This window comes from Acidobacteriota bacterium (genome assembly GCA_029861955.1).
Taxonomy (GTDB): domain Bacteria; phylum Acidobacteriota; class Polarisedimenticolia; order Polarisedimenticolales; family Polarisedimenticolaceae; genus JAOTYK01.
The window spans coordinates 1-16328 of record JAOTYK010000004.1 but is presented as its reverse complement, the minus strand read 5'-3'; the positions used below and the strand labels follow the sequence as shown (position 1 = coordinate 16328).

At 64.0% G+C, this 16328-nt stretch carries 13 protein-coding genes; 9 read left to right on the top strand and 4 right to left on the bottom strand.

Annotated features, from left to right (window positions below):
- Positions 1 to 37: 37 nt before the first annotated feature.
- The 3 genes from OES25_02625 to OES25_02615 are packed head-to-tail and all read left to right on the top strand — an operon-like array spanning position 38 to position 5432.
- Entirely contained in the window at positions 38 to 1981 is a 1944-nt protein-coding gene (locus tag OES25_02625) for a serine/threonine protein kinase (protein MDH3626538.1), read from the top strand.
- Entirely contained in the window at positions 1978 to 3459 is a 1482-nt protein-coding gene (locus OES25_02620) for a hypothetical protein (protein ID MDH3626537.1), read from the top strand. The genes OES25_02625 and OES25_02620 overlap by 4 nt, the downstream gene beginning before the upstream one ends.
- The gene (locus tag OES25_02615; GenBank protein ID MDH3626536.1) at positions 3456 to 5432 is read left to right on the top strand and encodes a PEGA domain-containing protein; all 1977 of its coding nucleotides are present in this window, start codon (positions 3456 to 3458) and stop codon (positions 5430 to 5432) included. The genes OES25_02620 and OES25_02615 overlap by 4 nt, the downstream gene beginning before the upstream one ends.
- A gap of 17 nt (positions 5433 to 5449) precedes the next feature.
- Here OES25_02615 and OES25_02610 read toward each other — a convergent pair whose 3' ends face one another.
- Together OES25_02610 and OES25_02605 are read right to left on the bottom strand one after the other, a co-directional pair.
- A complete protein-coding gene (locus tag OES25_02610) occupies positions 5450 to 6118 on the bottom strand; it encodes a hypothetical protein (protein ID MDH3626535.1) in 669 nt (222 codons plus the stop codon).
- A 23-nt stretch (positions 6119 to 6141) separates the two neighbouring features.
- Positions 6142 to 6747 (bottom strand): sigma-70 family RNA polymerase sigma factor, encoded by a 606-nt coding sequence (locus OES25_02605; GenBank protein ID MDH3626534.1) that lies wholly within the window; start codon positions 6745 to 6747, stop codon positions 6142 to 6144.
- A gap of 266 nt (positions 6748 to 7013) precedes the next feature.
- Here OES25_02605 and OES25_02600 point away from each other — a divergent pair, with 266 nt between their 5' ends.
- Genes OES25_02600 through OES25_02580 form a run of 5 tightly spaced genes read left to right on the top strand, consistent with a single transcriptional unit; the run spans position 7014 to position 12154 of the window.
- On the top strand, positions 7014 to 8483 hold the full coding sequence (locus OES25_02600; protein MDH3626533.1) for a serine/threonine-protein phosphatase: 1470 nt from the start codon (positions 7014 to 7016) through the stop codon (positions 8481 to 8483).
- On the top strand, positions 8480 to 8893 hold the full coding sequence (locus tag OES25_02595) for a response regulator (protein MDH3626532.1): 414 nt from the start codon (positions 8480 to 8482) through the stop codon (positions 8891 to 8893). The genes OES25_02600 and OES25_02595 overlap by 4 nt, the downstream gene beginning before the upstream one ends.
- Complete coding sequence (locus OES25_02590) at positions 8890 to 9090, top strand: hypothetical protein (protein ID MDH3626531.1); 201 nt, start codon at positions 8890 to 8892, stop codon at positions 9088 to 9090. The genes OES25_02595 and OES25_02590 overlap by 4 nt, the downstream gene beginning before the upstream one ends.
- Positions 9091 to 9114: 24 nt before the next feature.
- Positions 9115 to 11196 (top strand): ATP-binding protein, encoded by a 2082-nt coding sequence (locus OES25_02585; GenBank protein ID MDH3626530.1) that lies wholly within the window; start codon positions 9115 to 9117, stop codon positions 11194 to 11196.
- Between the two features lie 13 nt (positions 11197 to 11209).
- Entirely contained in the window at positions 11210 to 12154 is a 945-nt protein-coding gene (locus tag OES25_02580) for a hypothetical protein (protein MDH3626529.1), read from the top strand.
- Here OES25_02580 and OES25_02575 read toward each other — a convergent pair.
- Positions 12115 to 13155: a CPBP family intramembrane metalloprotease gene (locus OES25_02575; protein MDH3626528.1), complete on the bottom strand. Its 1041-nt coding sequence runs from the start codon at positions 13153 to 13155 to the stop codon at positions 12115 to 12117. The genes OES25_02580 and OES25_02575 overlap by 40 nt on opposite strands.
- Before the next feature lie 126 nt (positions 13156 to 13281).
- Between OES25_02575 and pyk the strand changes: the two genes are divergently transcribed.
- Positions 13282 to 14712: a pyruvate kinase gene (pyk, locus tag OES25_02570; GenBank protein MDH3626527.1), complete on the top strand. Its 1431-nt coding sequence runs from the start codon at positions 13282 to 13284 to the stop codon at positions 14710 to 14712.
- Here pyk and OES25_02565 read toward each other — a convergent pair.
- The coding region (locus tag OES25_02565) for a glycosyltransferase family 39 protein (GenBank protein ID MDH3626526.1) at positions 14665 to 16328 on the bottom strand (1664 nt) is incomplete at its 5' end. The genes pyk and OES25_02565 overlap by 48 nt on opposite strands.

Below are 16328 nucleotides of genomic sequence, written 5' to 3'. Positions count from 1 at the left end.
TTAGGACCCTCGTCCCCGTCCCCACAGGACCCCCCGCATGCGCCCCCAACACCTCGGTCGATACCGGATCCTCGAAGAGCTCGGCAGCGGCGCCATGGGCGACGTCTACCTGGCCCACGATCCCCAGATCGACCGCGAGATCGCCATCAAGACCGTCCGCGGCTTCTCCGAGCTGCCGGAGGAGGAGCGACGGGACGCACGGGATCGTTTCCTGCAGGAGGCTCGCGCGGCCGGCAAGCTGCTCCACCCCCATATCGTCACGATCTTCGATGTGGGCGAGGCAGATGGTCTGATCTATCTGGCGATGGAGCGGGTGCAGGGCGACACGCTCGACCGATTTCTTACAGGCGAGACCGCGCTGGACCCCACGGAGATCGTCGATCTGATCGCGCTGGCGGCCGAGACACTGGACTACGCCCATCGTGCGGGCGTGGTGCATCGTGACATCAAGCCGGCCAACCTGATGCGTTCCGCGCCGGGAGATCTGAAGGTCATGGACTTCGGTCTGGCTCTTCCGACCGACCGCGCGTTTGACGGCGACAACACGTTAATGGGAACTCCAAGCTACATGTCGCCGGAACAGATCCGGGGGCAGAAGCTGGACGGCCGTAGCGATCTCTTCTCGTTGGCGGTGGTGGCGTTCGAGCTGCTCAGCGGTCAGAAGCCGTTTCAGGGTCGGAAGATCTCATCGATCATCTATCGAATCGTCAACGAGCCCCCTCGCGAGGTCTGCGAGATCGTGCCCGATGCGCCAACGGAGTTACGCACGTTCTTTGAGACCGCGCTGGCCAAGAATCCTGCCGATCGCTTCGCCGACGGCAACGGGTTTGCCGCCGCGATCCGCGCGATCCCGCTGGCGCGCGCAACGCTGGCGCCGGTGGTCGACGCCGACGCGACCCTTGCGAGTGATGCTGTCGCGACGGTCAAGATGGGGGCCGGTTCGGGGCCGTCGTTCGGTGTTGCCAAGGCGACCCATCGCAGTCGTCCGCGTCGATCCTCGGCGATGCCGTTCTTCATCGCGCTGATCGTGCTGTTGGGTGGCGCCGCCGTCGCCTATATCGTGTTCGGCGAGCAACTCGGGCTGAGAGAACCTCCGGACCCGCGCGAGGCGCCGATGATCCAGGCGACGGTCATCACCCAGCCGGTCACGGTCGAGGTGTTGTACGACGGCGTCCCGGTTCCTGCAGACGGCATCATCCATTTCCGCCCCTCCGGCCCGTTCGGGACGCTGACGGCGGAGTCGGGATGTCGCACGGTCAACCGTCCCGTCCACGTCAACGATGCCGCGACGGAGATCGTCCTGTTACTGGAGCCGACGGAGTACGAGTGGACGTTCGAGCCCGGTGTCGACGGGGCGACCGCACGGGTTAACGGCGAGACCAACCTCGCCGTCGGCGAGTCGATCGTTCTCAATCTCTGTCGTGAGAACTCGGTCGCCGTTCGCGCCGAGGGCTACCTCCCCGGGACCGTCGTGATCGCGGAGCAGGCCAACCCACCGGACGCCCGCAGCGCCCTGCAGGCGTTGCAGCTGACGGAGATTCCTCAGGGGGTCCTGACTTTTCCGGAGTCCCCGTACCCGCTGGTGATCTACGTCGACGGCAATCGGATCCCGCGGGACACGCGGGAACTGACGCTGAACGCCGGTCCTCACAAGGTTCGCCTCAAGAACGATACTTACTGGGTGGATATCAGTCAGGACGTGGAGATCCGTGCCGACACCCGCAGTGAGTTGCCCCTTGCGCCGCCGGAGCTTACGTATCTTGTTGTGCAGGCCTTCCCCGCGAACTGCAAGATCTTCCTCCGCCGTGCCGGCGGCGAGTGGAAGTATGTGGACGATACGCCCGCCAACCGTCGGATCGCCGTGGGCACCTACGGAATTCGCGTCAAACTGAACCCGACGGGCGAGACGAGAGACCAGGAGGTCACGTTGCGGTCCGGGGATAATCCACCGGTGCGTGTTTCGTTCGGGAGGCGTGGGTGATTCGTAGGGTTACAACGATCGGTTTGCTTTCCATGCTGTTTGCTACGGGTCTCCCTGTCGCGCTGGCAGACGAGGAGGCCGCACGGAAGCAGTTCCGAATCGCCCGTCGTCTTGTTGCCGAGGGATCATCCCAGGCTGTGGCGGCCCTCGAGCGTGTGATCGAGGTCGATCCCAAGGGGCCACTGGCCGATGACGCGGCTCTGGAACGGGTCCTCCTGATCGGTGTGCCGCGTTCGGTGGACGAGACCGGTCGTCTGACCCCGGCCAGTGTCAACGAGGCTCGCGGGCTTCTGACGGAACTCGTTCGCAAATTCCCTGCGGGGGACCGGGTGGCCGAGGCTCGTTATCTTCTGGGGCTGCTGGCCCTCGAGCCGGTCCCGGGATTCGATACCGCCGCGGCGAAGTTGGATCTTCTGGATGTCGCCACCGATGGCCGCGCCGGACCCTGGCGCGGTGCCGCGCGACTCACCATCGCACGTCTTGCGGCACTGGAAGGCGACTACGGCCGAGCCGCCGACGCGACACAACGGCTGCTTGCCGACGAGGGCGATCACATGTTGCGTGGTCGTGCGCGACTTGCGTGGGCCCGCTACCGCCTGCGTGAGGGCGGCTACGGCGAGGCTGCCGCAACACTTCAGGAACTCCTCGACGACGAGAGCCTCGAGCCGGAGGTCGTCCAACCCCTCCGGGACATGGCGATGCGGGCCCTGCTCGGTCGCACGCCCGACCTCGAACAATTCGAGCGGGTCGTTATCGACGGACGCTATCGTTCCGAGGACGGCATCGCGTTGCGACAGGGGAAGTCCGGCGACGAGATCATCGTCCTCGATCGTCGCCAGCACCGGGTGTTGACCATGGATCGCGATGGGCGTGTTCAGGATCAGTGGACCGTCGACGACCCGCACGCCGTCTCGACCACCGACGGCGGACGGATCTTCGTGGCCGCGGGCAACCAGCTGATCCGGCTCGATGACGAGGGGCTGGTGGTCCCCGTCGGCTTCAGCGGAGACTGGGGACCGGTCAGCCGACTTGCGGCCGATGGTCTCGGCGGTCTCTATCTGATCGGGCGTCGTTCGACGACGATCGGTTACCTCGCACCGGGTGCGTCGGTTCCCGAGCCGTTCGCGTCGCTGGATTCGATGCGCAATCCGTTCCTGGCGTGGGACGGCCGTTCGCTGCTGCTGCTCGACCCGAAGAGTCGCCAACTACATCGGATACGACCGGATGGGCAGCGACAGGCGCTCGGTATGGTTGCTCAGACGCGACCTCAGGGTCTCGCCATCGATGGGGCGGGACGGATCGTCATCCTGGACGGACGCAACCGAAGCCTCGGCTTCTATACCGCCGGCGGGCAGCCATGGAACACGCTGGATCTCGAGATGACGGAGTTGCAACGACCGGGGCAGGTGATGATCTCCGCCGACGGGTCGGTTCACCTGTTCGATGATGCCAACGGCGTCTGGGGGCGACTACCGTGATCGATCTACGAAGAGTGTGCGGTACGGTCGCCCTGTTGATCCTGGGACTGTCGGTCGCGATAGGGCAGACCGAGACCGAGAGTCCGGTGGTGGAGCCGTCGTCGCCGTTGCAGCAGATCCGCGACTATCTGGTTGAACTGGAATTCGAAAAGGCGCTGGTGGCCATCGGCTCGGCACTGGGGAATCCACAGCTCGAGGAGGCCGAGCGCGCCGAGTTGTGGGTCCTGCGATCGGAGACTCACGTCGCGTTCGGCGATCTGAATGCTGCGGAAACCGATTACGAGAATATCCTGAGGTTACGACCGGGCTTCGTGCCCGACAGTAGTCTGACCCCCAGGAAGGCCCGCGAGCGATTCGAGAAGGTTCGCGAGCGCACGATCGGCTACCTGACCATCGCCTCGACGCCATCGACGGTGACCTACCGAATCAACGGACGGAGTGTGACCCTCGATTCCGACGGGAGGATCCCGCTGCTTGCCGGGGAGCACCGCGTGGGCGTTGAGCAGTCCGGCTTCGACCCTCACGGGGAAGTGGTGACGGTGACGGCGGGTGAGGTGCTTACCCTCGAGGTCACGCTAGTTCCCAATTCGAGGACATTGGTGATCCGAACCGAGAGCTACGATGTAGAGGTCCTGCTGGATGGCAAGGTCGTCGGTCGCACGAGTCGTTCTCTCGATGGATCCGGGATCGGAGAGCTGCTACTTGCTGACGTGGCGCTGGGCGAGCATCAGATCGAGCTACGCAAGAACTGTCACCGGGCGATCGTCCTGTCCGAGGTGCTGTCGGTGGACCTGATGGAGCCGGGCCCGCGACGTCTGCGTGTCGAGCGGCTGGAGCCGGTCAACGCGACGGTGATGTTTGTCGGCGCCATCGACGGCTCGCAGTTGTTCATCGATGACGAGGAGGTCGGTCGCTTCCCTCTGGGGCCCGTCTCGACCTGTCCCGGGGAACGAAAGATCGAGATCCGGCTGGGTCAGAATCTGTTGTGGGGTGCGCGGTCGGTCCTGCCGGAGGGGCCTCCTTCGAATCTGGATGTCAGCCCGCGTCCCAATCTCGTGACCGCTGGTGAGGCCCGCCTGGCACCCGAGTTGGCGAGAATGGCCGAGCGCTTCAACCGCCGAGCAAGCGTGTCGTTACCGACGGGCGATCTGAAGGAGGCGGAAAGCTGGAGCTCGTTGCCGTTGCCGGTCGATACCGCGCTGGTGTTGGCGATAATCCCGTCGTCACAGGCCGGCGAACGAGATCGCTGGATCGCCTATAGCCCGATCCTGAAACAGGTCCAGGAATTCAATAGCGTCGACGGCTGGGAGCGTCCCATGTGGCGTGTGCCGCGCTGGGGTCTGCGGCTCGCCGACGATGTCTCCACAGGCGCCCCCATCGTTGTCGCGGTGACCCCGCAGTCCGCGGCGAACGAAGCGGGACTTGCCGTGGGCGATCGGCTGACTTCGATCGCAGGTATGCCGATGGCGAACGCCGCGACGGCGGGCCGAGCCCTCATGGACGCCGATCCCAAGAGCGCGCTGGCCGTCGGCTGGCAGCAACGTCTGGACGGCGCGGCCCGCGAGGCCCGGATGTCCGTGCGTTGGTCGCCGCAGATCGTCATGAACATCGGGAGTCACCCGGCGGACTTCGCCCGTGCCGCATGGGCGTTCGTCGACGGCGCCGGACGGGACGAGAACGGCATGTCCGCGCTCTCCAATCTGGCCGTGATGCTCGAGCATTACGAACAGCGGGAGCAGGCGCTGGCGACCTGGTCCCGTGTTCGCTGGGAAGAAGGTCGCACGGGTATCGGCAAGGGAACTGCGCTCTATTACATCGGTCGGGTGCACGCCGCGCTGGGTCACGATGAACAGGCGGCGACGGCGCTCAGGGGCGCTGCCGATTCCGATGCGACGTTCCGCGACGACGACGGACCGCCGGTGGCACCGGCTGCCCGGGATCATCTGGCGGATCTGGGGATTGCTTCCCGCTAGTTGCCGGGACCCTGTCGCTACTGATCCTTGTAACGTGGGTCCTGATCGACCATCACCACGCCCATCAACTTGCGATTGAAGGCGCGTTCCTGAACGCCGCGACTCTCGATGGCGGTGATCTCATCCATGATGAAGTTGAAGTCGTCGCTGCTCCGTTGTTCGAACGCCACCTCCAGTCGCTGGAGGGCGTTCGTGAGATCGGAGTGGGTCAGGTAGGCCGGTTGCTGGATCGTACGGGTCGGTTCCTTGGTCGCGCGGTTGAACTGCACGAGGGCCTGCTCGAACTCCTCGCGAGTCAGATAGTCACCGACCGGCAGGGTCTGCGGTTTCGTCAGCGTCGGCCGGTCGACGAGCGCGTGGTCCACGGGCTGCTGCACCGGCGTGCCGCTACGCATCCCGACGGTCAGGCCGATGGCGAACACCGCGGTGGCCGCCGCGAGACCGGCCGCGAAGGTCCAGAACGACGCCTGGCTTCGCGGGCGTAGTACGACGAGACGCGGCGCCAGCGGAACCTCCTGCGCGTGCTCCTTCATGAACTGTCGAGTTCCCTGGAGGTCATCGACTACGTTGCGGCAGTCGGCACAGTCATCCAGGTGAAGGGCCAGGGTTTGACGACGCTGGGGATCGATCGCGTCGTAGAGATAGCCGATCCAGTCTTCGTTGGGAATGTCGTTACACGTTGTCATCGCACCATCCTCCGCATCGAACGCTAGAGTGAATCCATGCCCTGTTGTTGCAGGGCCTGTCGCACACCGTTCAATCCGTAATACATCCGCGACTTGACGGTGCTCTCCGGGCAGCCGACGATCGCCGCAATCTCTCGAAACTTCAGTCCTTCGTATTCCTTGAGTACCAACACCTCGCGTTGCTCAGCCGGGAGTGTCTGCATGGCACGCACCAGCGCCAGACGTTGCTCGCTGCGGATCGCCTCCTCGGCGGGTCCGTTTGCGCTCTCGGTCACCGGGCTCTCGAAGCGTGTCTCGTCGAACGAAGCGCCCGGTGCCAGGAGCTTGCCCCAACGCTTACTTCGACGGGCCTGGTCGCGACAGAGATTGAGCGCGATCTGGTACATCCAGGTCGAGAAGCGAGAGCCCTCGCGATAGCGATCGGCCTTATCGAGGATCCGCAGGAACGTCTCCTGGCAGATGTCACGGGCATCCTCCGGACGGGGCATCATCCGGGAGACGAAGCGGAACAACGGCTGCTCCCAGCGGAGCACCAGCGACGAGAATAGATCGGTCTGTCCCTGACGCACCGCCAGCAACAACTCTTCGTCGGTCTGCGGCGCCGTCGCGTCGAGCACCGTCGCCGTCATCCGTTCCTCCACAGGTCTAGGGGCCTCCACATTCAATGAAACGTCCGTCGACTCCGATGGACGCAAATTTCCCGGATCCGTCATCGGAGTCCAAAAATTGTCATCGATCGGAGCGCGAGGCGCCACTCCTTGACGCTTTATTGAGGCCCGGAGGGCTCGTCGCCCGTTCCCACGGCTCCAACGGCCCCCAATGTCGCCGATTTGGACACATATACAAAATCTGGCTTGTGTATTGCTATCCATTTGGGAGGAAAGAGGAGTAGAACGTGTCGTCGACCACTCTGGAGCGTGGCCCCGGGGTCCCCCCCTGCGCCGCACGGCGGCGTTGGGCCAGAGATCTGACCCTGGGTCTAGAGCGGGCCGGTCATCCGACGATGACCGTCGTCGAGACGTCGGAAGAGGGCGATCTGGAGCTCACCGACGGCTTCTTTCTCCGTGGCGGATCCGTCAGCGCCCGTCGCCAGGTCGCTCGCTGGCTCCCGGAGTTGATGCGACTCAAACGTGAGTCCGCCAGCCTGTCCGGCGAGATCCTGGAGCGTTACGAGGAGGCGACCCTGGTCTACCGGATCTGCGACCGGCTGGGGGATGTGTTCGGGGAACGAGCGATCTCCGTCCTGGTATTGGACGAGGCCCGGGATCGTCTCGCCGCCGAACATGCGGAATTGTGGATCCGTGAGGACGACCTGTACCGCCGCGTGGCGAAGGTCCCGATCGAGCAAGAGGGTGCCGACATCCCGCCGGCGGTCGTCACCGAATGTGTCGATCAAGAGCGACCGATGCTCTCCGTACCGGGGGAGCCGCTGCACGTTTGTGTGCCGCTGCCGTTTAGCGAACCGAGCCACTCCGGCGTCATGCTGTTTCGCGGTCGAACGGGCGACGAGCCATTTCGCAGCGGCGACGTCAAGCTCCTCCAGGCCCTCGCGACCCTTGCGGCGGCGTTCATCCGCAACGACCATCTGGCCGAAACCGCACGACGGGAAGAGGCGAGGCGTCGTGAAGACGAGATCGCACGGCAGATCCATCGCAGCCTCCTGCCGCTACGAGCACCGCAGATCGAGGGTGTCGAGTTGTACGGCACCTGTCACGCCGCCGATCTGATCGGTGGGGACTACTACGGATTCTGGACCGACATCGGTGGTCGGCTGGGCATGATCGTCGCCGATGTGTCGGGACACGGCATCCCGGCCGGTCTCTGCATGGCCGAGGCCAAGGGTGTCATGCAGATCGAGACGACACGGACCGCCAAGCTGTCCGACGCCCTGGGGAGGATCAACGACGACCTCACCGAGGGCTTCTCGCGGAACGACATGTTCGTCACGGCCTCCCTCGCCCGACTGGATCCAGAGAGCGGGAAACTGAGCTTCGGGAACGCCGGCCATCTTCCGGGGCTGATCTCCCGGGGCGACGGATCGATCGAGCCGCTGGCGATCCGGGGCGTGGCCCTGGGCATCGTCCCCGGCATCGGCTACGGATCCGTCGAGAGAACGCTGGAGCCCGGCGACGTGCTGCTGCTCTACACCGACGGCATCACCGAGACCCGGGATCCGACCGGCGAGATGTACGGAAGCGAACGGCTGAAGTCCTTCCTTGTGGAGCATCGTGCCGCGCCACTCAAGGATCTCTGCGAACAACTGATTGCGACGACTCGCGAGTTTGCGAAGGGTGTCGCCGTACACGACGACCAGACCGTGGTCGCCATGCGATACGTCGGTCACGACGGGGGGGCCGCGTCATGAGCAAGCTGCAGACGATTCTCGTCGTCGACGACGATGCCTTCATCCGCAAACCTCTCGAGTACATCCTCGAGCAGGAGGGGTTCGAGGCGCGCATTGCCTGCGATGGCGACGAATGCCTCGAGCAAGTGAAGAAGCACCGCCCGGACCTGATCATCCTGGACGTGATGATGCCGAAGAGAGACGGCTTTGAGGTTTGCGAAGTGTTGAAATCGGACGCGGAGCTTCGAGATATCCCGGTGATCCTGCTCTCGGCTCGCGGTCGCGAGAACGATCAACGACGAGGCATCGAGCTGGGGGCCGCGGACTTCATGACAAAACCCTACTCGCCATCGGAATTGATCGGACGGGTCAGGGAACTTCTGGACGAGGCGGCGTTAGCCGAACAAGGGAAACAGGGGAGAACGGTATGAGTCATCGAAGGAATGGTTCCGTAGCCGAGATTGAGCCGCGGGTGCTCACCAAGACCGAGATCGATCACCGGATCGCGGCCGTCTGTGCCGACTGTTCGCGAGACGGACACGAGGATCCACGCTCGCCGATGACGGTGCGCTGGATCACCGCAGCCGAGTTGGTGGCGCGCGTCGCCCCGCTCCTCTCCAAGAACTGATCGCGCCGAGGGGAGCTGCGAATCATGGCCCAGTGGAGTCTTACCGACAAGACGTTGTACGCCAAGGTGGTGTACTACGGGCCTGCGTACGGCGGTAAGACCACCAACCTGGAGTCGCTCCACCGCATCCTGGATCCGAAACAGAAGGAGAAGCTGGTCTCGGTCAAGACGGCAGACGACCGCACGCTGTTCTTCGATCTATTGCCCTTTGATCTCGGCAACGTGCTGGGTTATCGCGTCGCCCTGAAGGTCTACACCGTACCAGGCCAGGTCCGTTACGACGCGACACGCCAGGTGGTGCTATCCGGTGCCGACGCTGTCATCTTCGTCGCAGACTCCAGCCCCGATCGCGAGGAACAGAATCGCTGGAGCCTACAGAACCTACGGCTGAACATGCGGGCCAAGGGACTCGACCCGAAGGTCGTCCCGGTGCTGCACCAGTTCAATAAACAGGATGTCGAGGGCGCGATCAGCGTCGCGAACCTTTCCCATCGTCTCGGGCTTGCCGCCGAGAGCGGGTACCCCGCCGTCGCCATCACGGGGCAGGGGGTCCTCGAGACCTTCGTCGATGCCTGCACACAGATGCTGGCCCGATTGGTCGAAAAGGCCGAACCCAAGACGCGCAAGGCGATGGAGACGGGCGACATGGAGGAACACATCCGTCGCGCGTTTGCACCGCACACCGCACGGGTCGAACAGGCCGGCGATCAGACGCCGGCACCCTCCGAGAGCCCCGTCGTCGTGCCGCAGGACGACTTGCTTCAGAGTTCCGTCCAGGCAAGCGTCGAACTGGGCGAGCAGCTGACGCAAGAGTCCGGACGGGCGACCCGCCTCGAGCGCGAGGCCGAGGCCCTGCGGCTGCTCGGTGAGCTTCAGAGGTCCTCCGCAGTTGAATTCTCACGGGAGACGCTGATCTCCAAGACACTCAAGACTGTCCGCGAAGTCATGGTCTGCCATCACGTGGCCCTGGTGGTCCCCGATGACGAGACCGGCACCCGAGTCGTCGATGTGGTCGGCGTGGAGTCGGAGCCCTTCCATCGCTCGTCACGCGGGAAGGAGCTGATGGCGCGACTGGTCAAGACCGGTCGCCCCGCGGTGCTGGACGATCTCACCGAGGAGTCCGCCGAGCTGGCGGAAGAGAAACCGCTCGCGGACATCCGTGCACTGTTGGCGGTTCCGGTGGGGGATGACGAGAATCATCTCCTGGTGGCCTCGGCGAAACGTCCCGACGGTGCCTTCGATCCCACCGACACAAGATTTCTCGCAACGATCGGTGCCCACCTGGCCGTCGCCATCGAACGCTCGGAGCTGTACGAACAGATCGAGGCGCAGCGCGACAACCTGGAGGTCGAGGTTCAGGATCGCACCGCCGAATTGCGGCAGGCGTGTCAGGAGCTGAAGAGCCTCGATAGTCTGAAGGATCGATTCCTGGACAACCTCTCTCACGAGATGAAGACTCCGTTGACGGCGATGTTGACCTCGGCGACCTTTCTGCGAGACTACCGAACCAACGCGGCGCAACGAGCCGAGATGTTCCGTTCGATCGTCGAGTCCGGCGAGACGCTCCAGACACATATCGATCGACTCTTTCAGATCGCGACCATCGATCGCGATTCCGAACGCGCAGATTGTGAAACATGTACGGTTCAACAGTTGCTCGAGCGTGCGGCCTCCGGGATGGAGGGCGACAGACTCCAGATCCAGACCGAGCATCCGGAGTTTCCGCTTAGCCTCGACACGGCCGCCTGTGCACGGGCCATCGGCAACCTGATCGACAACGCGCTGAAGTTCTCACCGGATAACGGTGGCGTCGAGGTACGAACCGACATGGGTCCGGATCAGTTGAGCATCCACGTCTGTGATCACGGTCCCGGTATCGAACTCTCGCAACTGGAACGTCTCTTCCAGCCCTTCGAGCAGGGTGGCGAGATTCTCACGGAGAAACCCGATGGCATGGGAATAGGTCTGTACGAGACCCGTCAGATCCTGAAGCGATACGGCGGCGAGTTGACGTTCCAGCCTAGATCGGGAGGGGGCAGCGAGTTCTCGGCGGTATTGCCGCTGGAAAGAATCCAGTCCGAGGTGATGGCCGGGGAACTGGGCTAGCGGAAGGACGAGCTTGAGCGATCGGAAGACAGACGATTGGATGTGTCGCAACGACGAGATCAGTCTCGAGTTGATCCGTTGCAGTCATGACTCCGACGCGATGTTGGATCGTGTCCTGGTAGAGTTCGAGCAGCGTCTCGAAGAGCTCTCCGCCGACGTGCTCGACGAGCGCACCGGTCCGCCGTCGGAGGAGGATCGCAGGCGGCTCCGTGCGATTGCGATGCTCTCGCGGCAGATGTCGGCACTCATGGAGAAGTCGGCGGCCGTCTCCAAGCTGAGGGGTTGGGCCGAGGAACAGCAGCGTCTGAACATGGAACTTCAGCGATCGTGGCGCCGGGAGCAAGAGCTCCGCTCCGATCTCGAGGGTGTCCTGCACGTGTTGGACGTGGCGATCCTCGTAATCGCCGAAGATCGAACCGTCAAGAATTGCAACTCACGCTTCGCCGAATGGGTCGCGATCTCTCCCGACGATCTCCTGGGGCAGCCGGTCGAGAAATTCGTCGGCGAGGTTCTTCCCGGTCAGACGGGCGTCGCGGTTCTGACGGTCGATATCGATGACACCGCGGGCGTGAATGACGGTGGCGTCGCCATCGCCCAGCCCGCCGAGCTTCACGTCGAGATTAACCGGAGAAACCTTCCGGGCGTTGGAGAAGTCGTCTGGATGCGACGGTTACCGATTGGCGACACGACCTGGATGCGACAGGTTGGATCCGAACTCGATGAACTGGGCATGATCTGTCACCGGATCAACAACCCGCTGACGCCTCTTCTGGGTCGGGCGCAGATCCTCGCGGTCCGCAAGGACCTCCCGGAGCCCGCCGTCAAGGGTGTCCGGATCGTCGAGGAGTCCGCGAGACGCATCGCGGATGATATCCGTGAGTTGGCCTTCCGTGTCCGCGTGCTTCGCGAACAGACCCGTCAGCGAACGGCCGACACCGGTGCCACCGACGAGGTGTAGTGGGCCCTCCGGCGGCGCAACACGTAGGCGACGAAGAAAGCGAACACCAGCATGACCGCGATGTAAGCACCGGGTGGCAGGGCCGGTTGTCCGTCGCTGCCAACGAAGTGTGGCGCGGCGCCCAGCAAGAGCCAGTTGATCCACGCGTGAATCCCCGCAGAGAAATGCAGGTTCGCCGAGATCATCACGATCAGGCCGAACAGCACCCCCAGGCAGACCGTGAACAGCAGCTGTCGGATCGTCGAGGTCCATGGCGGTTGCAGGAGGATATGTTCGACACCGAACAGAAGCGACGTGGCCAGCAGTGCAAACCAACGTCGCGCGGGTGGGGTCGACAGTCGTAGTCGAGGCGCCAACCGCTCCAGCTCGCCCATCAACAGTCCGCGGTAGTACGCCTCTTCACCGAATGCCAGAAGGGCCTGGCCGACCAGCGCCCAGATCAACCACTCGCTGGGTTCAGGCCAGCTAAGCTCGAATCGCGCTCCTCTCAAGGAGGCCAGCACGTAGAGGCTGAAGTAGGTGGCCAGGATGACCGCACCGGTGCCACCCGCCGCCCGCAGGAAACGGGCCGGGCGAGCACGACGCATCACCTTGCGCGCGGTCGGAACGGAGAAGGCTGCCACGAGCAGGCAGACGCCGATGAGAGCGATGCCGGCGAACGCACGATAGCGGGCATCGTCCAGGAGGATCGAGCCGCCTCTGGATGGGAATAGAGAAAAGAACCAGCCGTAGGCGTAGAGCGAGAGCCACTTCTCGACCAGCAGCATCAACAGCAGCGGTGTAATCGTTCCGAGTCGAAGCCCGGGGCCGGGCACGGCACCCCGTTGCCGTTCACGGGCGGTCACCAGGAGCAGGACAAAGATAGCGGCGAAGAGCAGGCTGCCGACGATTGGCGGCACGTAAGGCGACTCGGGGGTGCCCGCGTTATACTGGCGCAGCAGGCTAGCGGTGGCCAGGGTCATGACGACCATCAGCCAGGCTAGCCCCGTGGGGATTCTCACGATCTCTCCGACACTATGAACGGGTCCGGTCCGTTACTATATCCAACGCTCCCCGCGCCCGTGGTGCCACCCTTTTCCTTTCCGGAAAACACCGTCAGGCCAAGATCCGGGGAATACGGAGTGTTCATGGCCCGTAGAGCCAAGATTGCCGCCACCCTGGGCCCGGCCTGCGACAGTCGCAAGGTCCTGGGGGAGATGATCGAGAGTGGGATGGATATCGCCCGCCTCAACTTCTCTCACGGGACCCCCGACGATCATCGGAAGCGGGCCTCGCGGTTGCGAACCGTCAGTCGCAAGCTGGGGACGGACCTGGCGCTGGTGGCGGATCTGCAGGGGCCGCGGTTTCGGGTCGGCACGCTGAACGGCGGAAGCCTCGAGTTGGTCGATGGCGAACGGGTCGAGGTCTTGGCGGGTCGCAAGCGAGCGCCGGCGGGATCGATTCCGGTCTCCTATGCCGCGCTCAGCAGCGACGTGCGTCCCAAGGACCGCATCCTCATCGACGACGGCAAGATCGATCTCCGTGTCATCTCCGTCAAGGGCGATGTGGTCCGTTGTGAAGTCGCACGCGGTGGGACGATCAGCGACAATAAGGGGATCAATCTCCCGGGCTGTCAGCTGTCGGTCCCCACGCTCACCCGCAAGGATCGTCACGACCTTCGCACCGCCGTCGAAATCGGTGCCGACTGGTTGGCGATCTCGTTCGTGCGTAGCGCCGATGACCTGAGGACCGCCAGAAAGCAACTCCAGCGCGTCGGAAGCGATCTGCCGTTGCTGGCCAAGATCGAACGCCCGGAGGCCGTCGATCAGCTGGGCGACATCCTGGAAGCATCGGACGGCATCCTGGTGGCCCGTGGCGATCTCGGTGTGGAGTTGCCACCCGAGCGGGTGCCGATCCTGCAGAAGCAGATCATCGAACGGGCCAACGCCGCCGGCAAGCCGGTGATGACCGCCACACAGATGTTGGAATCGATGCGGCATTCGCCACGACCGACCCGGGCCGAGGCCAGCGATGTGGCCAACGCGGTCCTCGACGGCAGCAGCAGCCTGCTACTGACCGCCGAGACCGCCGCCGGCGACTTTCCCACAGACGCGGTCACGATGATGGACAGCATCATTCTTCAGGCCGAGGGGACGGGACGCATGCATGTGGCCGGTCGTCCCAGCGGGGACCTGTCGGTGGCATTGACGGTAGCGCGGGCCGGCTGTCGTGCGGCCTATGACGTGCGCGCGTCGCACATCGTCGTCTTCACGCAGAGTGGTTTCAGTGCCATGCAGGCCGCTCGCTTCCGACCCAGCACGCCGATCCTGGCGTTCAGTCCATCCAGAAAGGTCTGTCGACAGCTTCGGGTCCATTGGGGCATCGAGCCAAGGAAGTTGCCCAACCTTCGATCCATCGAGGCATTGATGGCGGCGCTGGACGATGTGCTGCTGGAGCAGGAGTGGGTGCAGCCGGGCGACATCGTCGTCGTCCTCTCGGGCTCACCGATCGGAGTCACGGGGACCACGAACCTAATGAAGGTCCATCGTGTCGGGACGGCTCTCGGCAACCGCCGGTGAGCCTGGGACTCCGCGCAGTGGGATGAGTTGACGCCCGCGCGTCCAACGGTAGGCCGGTCGATCGGGGTAGCGTCGCAGGAGTTCGGCGTTTCGTTCTCCCAGGTCGATGGCGAAGATCGACCCATCCTTCATGAACGGATCGTTGAGGAAGAAACCCTCGTTGTAGATCACTCCCTCGGTCCAGACGAAGACCAGGCTACGATCGATCTCCCGCTCCCGCATCTCTCGTTTCAGCAGGTTGGTCACGCCGCCGTACTCCGCTAGCTCGCGGATTTGTGTGGGGAAGTAGTTCGAGAAATTCGATGCGATAAACAGGCCCACCAGCGCGATGCCCAGCAGATGACCGGTGGCCACCCGTTGCGGCAGCACGTCCGACGGTACGCAGCGCAGGTCGAGGGCCTCGCGCAGGCCGATGGCCGACAAGACCAGCAGGACCGGTGCCGCCGAGAACCAGTAGCGGGCGCCGTAACCCGTGTGGAACGCCGCCCAGTAGGCCCAGTGGCCGATCATGAGCGCGGCCGTCAGGGCGATGAACCCCCAGAAGACCGCCCGTCGGCGACCCCAGAAAAAGGCGGCGACGATCAGGCCCAACGAGAAGCGTCCGGGCCATCCCAGGAAGTGATGGGAGGAATTCTCCACGAACCGGGTCACGCTCCGAAGTCCCTTGGCCGGTGTGTGGCCCCAGTCGCCCCAGGAGACCCACCAGCCCGATCCCTTGTCCGGCCCGAAGCCGACGATGTCGTTGGCGTGGTACGCGGTGTACAGATTGAGTCCCGACGATTCTGGAGGTGCGTTCAACTGATTCCAGCCGAGATAGGCGGCGACGAAGGGCACGACACAGAGCGCAACGGTGAGGGCGAATCGCAGACCGGCTCGAAGCTGATCACGATGGATGGCGTGCGTCGCGATGAGGAACAGCGGCGCGCTGACCGCCAGGAGCGCGGTGTAGGGGCGTGCCAGTATCGCGGCGCCGAGGCAGAGCCCCGCAAGAATCGCCCATCGAGTCTCATCGTCACGAAGCCCACGCAACGTGAAGTAGATCGATGCGGTAATCAGGAATGCCGCCGTCATGTGCGCCATCATCGAGCCGGCCATCATCATGAAGAACGGTGATGTCAACGCCAGCAGCCAGGCGACCACACCCCAACGCCAGTCCGTCAGTAGTTGGGTGATCTTGAAGATCAGGAAGCCGGTCAGCGCCGCGAGGAGCGGGTTGGTCATCCACGGCACGCCGATCCAGACCCACGGCACCATCAGCAGTGAGAACAACGGTGGGTATTTCGAGAACCAGCGTCCCTCGGACTGCAATACATGTTCGTGCGCAAAGAATTCAGCATCGGCGGGGACGTCGGCGGCGAGCTTGCCCTCCGCGAAGATCTTGGCCTGGAACAGGTAGGCCGCCTCGTCGTTGACGTGCGGCACCGATCCCAGCCCCGTCGCCGAGATCCACGCGCCACCCAGCAACGTCAATACAAACAATGTCGCGAGGAGCGCCCGCGGGGCGTTGGGCTTTGCGATCCAACGCAGCGCGATGGGCGAGAGGGGAAGGGTCGTCGGAAACACCTGGGCCAGGAATCGGAAGATCAGCAACAGCAGGCCACCGACCAGGACGATCT

Excerpts from the sequence above, each read along its gene's own strand:
- OES25_02625 (MDH3626538.1), top strand. The coding sequence starts at position 38 with ATGCGCCCCCAACACCTCGGTCGATACCGGATCCTCGAAGAGCTCGGC.
- OES25_02610 (MDH3626535.1), bottom strand. The coding sequence starts at position 6,118 with ATGACAACGTGTAACGACATTCCCAACGAAGACTGGATCGGCTATCTC.
- OES25_02605 (MDH3626534.1), bottom strand. The coding sequence starts at position 6,747 with ATGACGGCGACGGTGCTCGACGCGACGGCGCCGCAGACCGACGAAGAG.
- OES25_02595 (MDH3626532.1), top strand. The coding sequence starts at position 8,480 with ATGAGCAAGCTGCAGACGATTCTCGTCGTCGACGACGATGCCTTCATC.
- OES25_02590 (MDH3626531.1), top strand. The coding sequence starts at position 8,890 with ATGAGTCATCGAAGGAATGGTTCCGTAGCCGAGATTGAGCCGCGGGTG.
- OES25_02585 (MDH3626530.1), top strand. The coding sequence starts at position 9,115 with ATGGCCCAGTGGAGTCTTACCGACAAGACGTTGTACGCCAAGGTGGTG.
- pyk (MDH3626527.1), top strand. The coding sequence starts at position 13,282 with ATGGCCCGTAGAGCCAAGATTGCCGCCACCCTGGGCCCGGCCTGCGAC.